We start from the raw sequence: 7,364 nt of genomic DNA, 5'->3' as shown, positions 1-7,364 counted from the left end.
TGCGGGGGCCGGATTTGAACCGACGACCTTCGGGTTATGAGCCCGACGAGCTACCAGGCTGCTCCACCCCGCGTCCGATGGAGGCGAACTATACTCCCCATGAGATTTCGTGCAACCCTTTTTTTTATTTATTCAAATAAAGCACTTAGTTGCTGACTTTTTATCCACAAAATACCCGTTTGATGGCCAATTTGGCTCAGCACACTTTTTTCGGCTGTGGCAATTCCTTTCTGATAGGCCGTTTGTTATCGTTTCGCCAGTCATTTCCCTGAAAGTAAGAGAGCGCGGCAATAATGAAAGGACGTTGGAGTAAATATCTGCTGGGTGGTCTGGTGATAGCGGTACTGGCGGGATGTTCCTCGCGACCCACTGACCGCGGCCAACAGTATAAAGATGGTCGTCTGGATAATGCGCTTGAATACGTCAATGAGCCGAATGCGACAGGCAAACCGGTGAATGCGTTGGATTACTCCAATCAGGTTGCCGCAGTTCAAATTGCCTCTTCTTCTTTATATGGTCGTAATAACACGACTTTCCAGGCCGTACAGCAATGGTTACGTTCCGGCGCGGATACCCGCAATCTGAGCCAGTATGGAATCAGTGCGTATCAGATGGAAGGCGCTGACAATTTCGGTAACGTCCAGCTGACTGGCTATTACACGCCTGTGTTGCAGGCGCGTTATACCCGTCAGGGGGAATTCCAGTATCCGCTGTACCGTATGCCACCGAAACGCGGCCGTCTGCCGGATCGCGCTTCTATATACTCCGGTGCGCTGAGCGATAACTACGTGATTGCCTGGACCAACTCTCTGATGGATAACTTCATGATGGAAGTGCAGGGCAGCGGGTATGTCGATTACGGCGATGGTCGCCCGTTCATGTTCTTTGGCTACGCAGGCAAAAACGGCCATGCCTACCGCAGTATCGGCAAAGTGCTGATCGACCGTGGCGAAGTGGCGCGTGAAAACATGTCGATGCAGGCTATCCGTCAGTGGGCCGATACGCACAATGCGGCTGAAGTCCGCGAACTGCTGGAACAAAATCCGTCATTTGTCTTCTTTAAGCCGGAACCGTTCGCCCCGGTTCGTGGCGCAAGCGGTGTTCCGCTGATCGCCAAAGCGTCAGTGGCGTCCGACCGTTCGCTGATCCCGGCGGGTACCACTTTGCTGGCCGAAGTCCCTGAATTAAATGATAAGGGTAAATTCACCGGTAAATATCATATGCGTCTGATGGTCGCACTGGATGTCGGCGGTGCGATTAAAGGGCAACATTTCGATATGTATCAGGGGATTGGGACAGATGCGGGTCATGCGGCAGGATATTATAATCACTACGGACGCGTCTGGGTGTTAAAATCAGCGCAGAACGGCAAGCCGCTGTTCACGGCTTACGCGCCATCCAACTAGATTTCGACACAACGCACTGAGGTTTATCGTTTCATGACAGCTACTTACTCCGACGCTTATCAGCAACGTTTTGGTGGAACTGCCCGGCTTTATGGTCAGCAGTCGCTGGCGCTGTTTTCGCAGGCGCATGTCTGTGTGATTGGTATTGGCGGTGTGGGCTCCTGGGCTGCGGAAGCGCTGGCGCGAACCGGCATTGGCGCGATTACGCTGATTGATATGGATGATGTGTGTGTCACTAACACCAACCGCCAGATCCATGCGTTGCGTGAAAATGTCGGGCAGGCGAAAACGGAAATCATGGCGCAGCGTATTCTGGCGATTAATCCGGAGTGTAAAGTCACCTGCATTGACGATTTTATTACGCCGGATAATGTGGCTGAGATGCTCAATCAGGGGTTCAGCTATGTGATTGATGCTATCGACAGCGTGCGGCCAAAAGCCGCTCTGCTGGCTTATTGCCGTCGTTATAAGATCCCGGTAGTGACAACCGGCGGTGCGGGCGGACAAATCGATCCTACGCAGATTTCTGTCGTGGATCTGGCGAAAACTATTCAGGATCCGCTGGCGGCAAAACTGCGCGAACGTTTGAAAAATGATTTTAACGTGGTGAAAAACAGCAAAGGTAAGCTCGGGATTGACTGCGTATTTTCCAGCGAACCGCTGATGTATCCGCAGGCCGATGGCTCAGTCTGTGCGTCGCGGGCAACGGCTGAAGGGCCGAAACGGATGGATTGTGCATCCGGTTTTGGTGCGGCGACCATGGTTACCGCGACGTTTGGGTTTGTCGCGGTTTCTCATGTACTGAAGAAAATGATGGCGAAAGCACAGCGTCAGGCTCAGGCCGCCTGACGGGCAAGGGCGATAACGCCTTCTGCCAGCGCATTCAGTCCGCTCGAGCGGCTGGTGCTGAGCTGCTCACGCAATCCCAACACGTCAAACAGCGCCAGCGGATCACGCTTTACGATCTCGTCTGGCGTTTTGCCTTCTACTGCCGTCAGCAGCACGGCCAGCAGACCTTTCACGATGCGACCTTCGCTGTCGCCATAAAAATGCATTGTCCCGTTTTCTGCTTTTTCCGCCCCCAGCCAGACCCTGTTTTCGCACCCGGACAGCTCATTTTCAGGCGTTTTCAGTGCCATATCCAGCGGCGGCAGGGATTTCGCGAGCAGGATTAACTGGCGATAGCGGTCTTCCCACTGACGGAAAGAGGCGAATTTTTCGGTCAGTGAAGCTTCAGTGATCTCGTGGCCGAAAGGATGTGGCGCTAACATGATATTCCCCAAACAATGAATTAGTCGGCTAACAAATCGAGGGCATATTTTACCGCCCCGACCAGCCGTGTAACGTCCTGTTCATTATTATACGGTGCAAATGAGGCGCGTAATGTTCCGCTGATGCCCAGCGCATCCATCAGTGGCTGAGCGCAATGCTGTCCGGCGCGCAGGGCAATCGCCTGTTCAGACAGCAACGCCACCAGGTCACTGTGATGCACACCGGCGATATCAAATGCCAGAACGGTAGAATTCTGACAGCGGAAACTGCGGAAGCCTTCAATCTGCGACAGTTGTTCTTCTGCCAGTGTCGCCAGACGTTGGCTGTATTTCTCTGCGGCTTGCAGATCGAAAGTTTTCAACCATTTCAGTGCAGCAGACATCCCGATCACACCGGCAATATTCGGCGTTCCCGCTTCGAAGCGATGCGGAACGGCCTGCGGTGTGAAATCCGTCATAGAAGCCTGCGTCAGCATTTTCCCGCCACCCTGCCACGGCGTCATACTTTCCAGTAATTCGGTTTTGCCATACAGCACGCCGATGCCGGTCGGTCCGTAAAGCTTATGACCGGAGAAAGCATAAAAGTCGATATCAAGCCGCTGTACATCTGGCGGGCAATGCACCACGCCCTGTGCGCCATCGATAAGCACGGGCGTGCCGTTGGTATGTGCCTGTTCAACGGCGCGGGCAATATCGGGCATGGCGCCGGTCACGTTCGACATTTGCGTCAGAGCCAGCAGGCGTGTTTTACCGTTCAGAAGTGCGGGGAGGGCATTGATATCCGGAATACCGTATTTATCTACCGGCAGCGTGACAACGTGCGCCCGACACTGTTGTGCCACTATCAGCCACGGAATGAGGTTCGCGTGATGTTCAGCCTGACTGACAATAATCTCATCACCCGGTTGCAGGCGCGGACGCAGCCAGCTTTGTGCCACCAGATTTATCGATTCGGTCGTTCCCCGTGTCCAGACGATATTTTCGCTTCGCGGCGCATTAATCCATTGCGCCATCTGAACTCTGGCCTGCTCGTATTGTTCCGTCAGAGTTTGCGCCGCACGATGCTGGCTGCGGTGGACGGTTGCGCCTTCCTGCGTATAGAAATTTACGGTCGCGTCGATTACCGCCTGCGGCTTCAGCGCCGTGGCAGCGCTGTCGAGATAGCATTGTCCCTGAGACAGCGCAGGAAACTGCTGGCGGAATCCGGCGGGGTTAAAGTCTGTCATACGAAATCAGATCCTTCGGCCTGAGTTTAAAAAAGCAGTTTTTGTAACACAAGCCGCTTATTCATTTTAGGAATGGTTACCTGGAAATTTATCAGAGGTTTGTTATGCTGAATTACGAAGACTAGACGCATTAGCCTGGAGTTTAACCAGGAATTTAAAGCATTTTAATCTGCAAGGAGTCTATGATGAAGAAGATCGCCGCCGTAATTTCAGCTGCACTGCTGACAACAACACTTGCCGCCTGTTCGAGCAACTACGTGATGCATACCAACGATGGCCGTACCATTGTTGCTGAGGGTAAACCTAGCACGGACAGTGATACCGGTATGATCAGTTATACCGATGCGTATGGCAACAAGCAGCAGATCAATAAATCTGAAGTTAAAGAAATGGCAGAAGGGAATTAATCCCTCAGGTAACCTCCCTGATTCTATGAGTCCGGGGTGACCTCACGTTCTGCTTTATGACAAAACCGGCTCTTCTTGCGATGAGGCCGGTTTTGTCACATTATGCGCCCGCATAATGCTGCACAAGCCCTGACGTGTCATGAAAAACAGGCAAAAAAAAGCACCGCAAATTGCGGTGCTGAAAAATCACTTTGGACAGACAGGGTAATGTACAGGAAGTGAAAAGTTTGTAGCATTCAAGCTACGTGTCCGGATTGCCAGACAATTGCAAACACAACATCACAACCACAAGCCAAAAGTATTTCAGCATCCTCATACCAATCTACTTTTCGTTCCGGCTCAGGAAGTGGCGCCACTATAGGTTTTTGCCTGTACATCCTCAACGGACAAATTATAATGTCTCGGATTAAAAAAACTAATATCTAAAACCGCGGACAGGCGCTCCGCTTACCGGCGAATAAGAAGTATTCATTCTATGTCAAAACGTTTACCGCCTTTAAATTCTCTGCGGGTATTTGATGCCGCAGCACGCCACCTTAGTTTTACTAAGGCTGCCGAAGAATTGTTCGTCACGCAGGCCGCTGTTAGCCACCAGATTAAGTCAATTGAGGACTTTTTAGGGTTAAAACTGTTTCGCAGGCGTAATCGCTCATTGTTACTGACCGAAGAAGGGCAGAGCTATTATCTGGATATTAAGGAGATATTCTCATCCCTGAATGAGGCGACGCGCAAACTTCAGGCGCGCAGCGCGAAAGGCGCTCTGACGGTGAGTTTGCCGCCGAGCTTTGCGATTCAGTGGCTGGTACCAAGATTGTCTGGCTTTAACTCAGCTTATCCGGGCATCGATGTGCGCATCCAGGCTGTGGACCGTGAAGAAGACAAATTGTCCGACGATGTAGACGTAGCGATTTTCCACGGTCGGGGTAACTGGCCGGGTCTTCGTGCCGAGCGTTTATATGCTGAGTATTTACTTCCGGTTTGTTCTCCTTCTTTACTGATGAGCGATAATCCGCTGAAGGAACCGGCAGATCTAAGCCACCATACTTTACTGCACGATGCTTCACGCCGCGACTGGCTGGCCTACACCAAACAGCTCGGGCTACAGCAGATCAATGTTCAGCAGGGACCCATTTTCAGCCACAGCGCGATGGTGGTTCAGGCCGCGGTTCACGGACAGGGAATTGCGCTGGTGAATAATGTCATGGCGCAGACAGAGATTGAGGCCGGACGCCTGGTGTGTCCGTTCAGTGAAGTGTTGATCAGTAAAAATGCTTTTTATCTGGTTTGTCATGACAGTCAGGCAGAACTGGGTAAAATAGCCGCCTTTCGTCAGTGGATCCTCGCGCGTGCAGCCAGCGAGCAGGAAAAACTGCGCTTTCGTTTCGATCAGGCATGAAGCCGGATTTCTGGGGATAGAACGTCCTGAGTCTGCTTATCAGACTGATTACTTGGGATTTTCATCGGCAAATAACGATAACAGGTAACGCATAATGACCAGTCGTTCAATGTTGATCTTCGCCGCGATCAGCGGTTTTATCTATGTCGCTTTCGGTGCCTTTGGCGCACACGTGCTGAGTCAGTCACTCGGCGAAGCGGAAATGGCGTGGATCCATACCGGATTAACGTATCAAAGTATTCATACGCTGGCGGTAATGATTTTAGGTGTTGCGATGCAGCGCCAGCGTAATGTGTGGTTCTACTGGAGCAGCGCCTTTTTAGCGCTGGGAACCGTGTTGTTCAGCGGCAGCCTCTATTGTCTGGCGTTGTCGCATCTCCGTTTATTCGTTTTTGTAACTCCGATTGGCGGTACCTTGTTCCTGGTCGGTTGGATTTTGTTGTTGATCGGCGCACTGCGCCTGAAGAAAAAGGCCGAACGCCATGAATAAAGTTGCTCTCTACTGCCGTCAGGGTTTTGAAAAAGAATGCGCAGCAGAAATTACCGACAAAGCCGCAAAGATGGAAATCTTCGGTTTTGCCCGTGTTAAAGAAAACAGCGGTTATGTGCTGTTTGAATGCTATCAGCCGGATGATGCTGACAAGATTGCGAAGAATTTGCCGTTCCGTGAACTGATTTTTGCCCGTCAGTTAATCGTGGTCGGCGAATTGCTGAAAGATTTACCGCCGGAAGATCGCGTTTCTCCGATCGTTGGCATGGTTCAGAACGTCATCACCAACGGTGGTGAACTTCGCGTTGAAGTGCCGGACACCAATGAAAGCAAAGAGCTGACCAAGTTCTGTCGCAAACTGACGGTGCCGCTGCGTTCCGCAATGCGTGAACGCAAAGTGCTGGGTAAGAAAGAGAACGCGCTGCGCCCGGTGGTGCATGTGTTCTTTATCGCGCCGGGTTGTTGCTACGTGGGATATTCCTACAGCAATAACAACTCACCTTTCTATATGGGTATTCCGCGCCTCAAGTTCCCGTCTGAAGCGCCAAGCCGTTCGACGCTGAAACTCGAAGAAGCTTTCCACGTCTTTATTCCGGCGGATGAGTGGGATGAACGTCTGGCCAGCGGCATGTACGCGGTCGATTTAGGCGCGTGCCCTGGCGGCTGGACGTATCAGCTGACACAACGCAGCATGATGGTCACGGCTGTCGATAACGGCCCGATGGCGCCAAGCCTGATGGAAACCGGTCAGGTTATACACCTGCGTGAAGACGGCTTTCGTTACAAATCCACCAGTACCAAAAACTACTGGCTGGTGTGCGATATGGTAGAAAAACCGGCGAAAGTGGCTGCGCTGATGTGTGACTGGCTGGTCAACGGCTGGTGTCGTGAGGCGATCTTTAACCTTAAATTGCCGATGAAAAAACGTTACGAAGAAGTGTCTAACATTCTTGAGCGTATCGATGAGCGTCTGAAAGAAAATGGCGTGAACGCGGAGATTTTCGCGAAACAGCTTTATCATGACCGCGAAGAAGTCACCGTGCATATCCGCCGTTTCTGGTCGGCCATCGGTGGGCGTCGCGACGAGCGCGACCGCTGAGGTACTCTTCATACTTCGAGTTGCTGATGCGCTGGCTGCAACTCGAAGTATTTTAAGTATCTGGTTATG

The 7,364-nt window shown here is 51.9% G+C and carries 8 protein-coding genes and 1 tRNA gene; 6 read left to right on the top strand and 3 right to left on the bottom strand.

From position 1 onward, the window contains the following. Nucleotides 1-73 (bottom strand) — tRNA-Met (locus D6C13_RS21605). A 220-nt stretch (nucleotides 74-293) separates the two neighbouring features. Between D6C13_RS21605 and mltA the strand changes: the two genes are divergently transcribed. Then, nucleotides 294-1,406 carry a murein transglycosylase A gene (gene mltA, locus D6C13_RS21600; RefSeq protein WP_120134699.1) on the top strand — a complete coding sequence of 371 codons (1,113 nt, stop codon included), beginning with the start codon at nucleotides 294-296 and terminating at the stop codon, nucleotides 1,404-1,406. Nucleotides 1,407-1,439: 33 nt separating this feature from the next. Continuing rightward, nucleotides 1,440-2,255: a tRNA cyclic N6-threonylcarbamoyladenosine(37) synthase TcdA gene (gene tcdA / locus D6C13_RS21595; RefSeq protein ID WP_120134698.1), complete on the top strand. Its 816-nt coding sequence runs from the start codon at nucleotides 1,440-1,442 to the stop codon at nucleotides 2,253-2,255. On the opposite strand, the gene csdE is transcribed toward tcdA, so the two are convergent. Together csdE and csdA are read right to left on the bottom strand one after the other, a co-directional pair. Then, the gene (csdE, locus tag D6C13_RS21590; RefSeq protein WP_208642929.1) at nucleotides 2,243-2,680 is read right to left on the bottom strand and encodes a cysteine desulfurase sulfur acceptor subunit CsdE; all 438 of its coding nucleotides are present in this window, start codon (nucleotides 2,678-2,680) and stop codon (nucleotides 2,243-2,245) included. The two genes, tcdA and csdE, sit on opposite strands and share 13 nt — an antisense overlap. A 17-nt stretch (nucleotides 2,681-2,697) precedes the next feature. Further along, on the bottom strand, nucleotides 2,698-3,903 hold the full coding sequence (csdA, locus tag D6C13_RS21585) for a cysteine desulfurase CsdA (RefSeq protein ID WP_120134696.1): 1,206 nt from the start codon (nucleotides 3,901-3,903) through the stop codon (nucleotides 2,698-2,700). Nucleotides 3,904-4,088: 185 nt separating this feature from the next. Here csdA and D6C13_RS21580 point away from each other — a divergent pair, with 185 nt between their 5' ends. The 4 genes from D6C13_RS21580 to rlmM all read left to right on the top strand — a co-directional run bounded on the left by D6C13_RS21580 (nucleotide 4,089) and on the right by rlmM (nucleotide 7,295). Beyond that, nucleotides 4,089-4,310, top strand: coding sequence for a YgdI/YgdR family lipoprotein (locus D6C13_RS21580; RefSeq protein ID WP_104924609.1), 222 nt, complete (start codon nucleotides 4,089-4,091; stop codon nucleotides 4,308-4,310). Between the two features lie 475 nt (nucleotides 4,311-4,785). Further along, on the top strand, nucleotides 4,786-5,706 hold the full coding sequence (locus D6C13_RS21575) for a transcriptional regulator GcvA (protein WP_120134695.1): 921 nt from the start codon (nucleotides 4,786-4,788) through the stop codon (nucleotides 5,704-5,706). 94 nt (nucleotides 5,707-5,800) lie between these two features. Continuing rightward, complete coding sequence (locus D6C13_RS21570) at nucleotides 5,801-6,196, top strand: DUF423 domain-containing protein (protein ID WP_095923229.1); 396 nt, start codon at nucleotides 5,801-5,803, stop codon at nucleotides 6,194-6,196. Next, nucleotides 6,189-7,295, top strand: a complete 1,107-nt coding sequence (rlmM, locus tag D6C13_RS21565; protein WP_120134694.1) for a 23S rRNA (cytidine(2498)-2'-O)-methyltransferase RlmM — start codon at nucleotides 6,189-6,191, stop codon at nucleotides 7,293-7,295. Before D6C13_RS21570 ends, rlmM begins: the two co-directional genes overlap by 8 nt. Nucleotides 7,296-7,364: the final 69 nt, after the last annotated feature.

The sequence above is a fragment of the Rahnella woolbedingensis genome, assembly GCF_003602095.1.
Classification (GTDB): Bacteria; Pseudomonadota; Gammaproteobacteria; order Enterobacterales; family Enterobacteriaceae; genus Rahnella; species Rahnella woolbedingensis.
The sequence above is the reverse complement of the archived record's forward strand: the minus strand, read 5'-3'. Positions and strand labels throughout refer to the sequence as shown.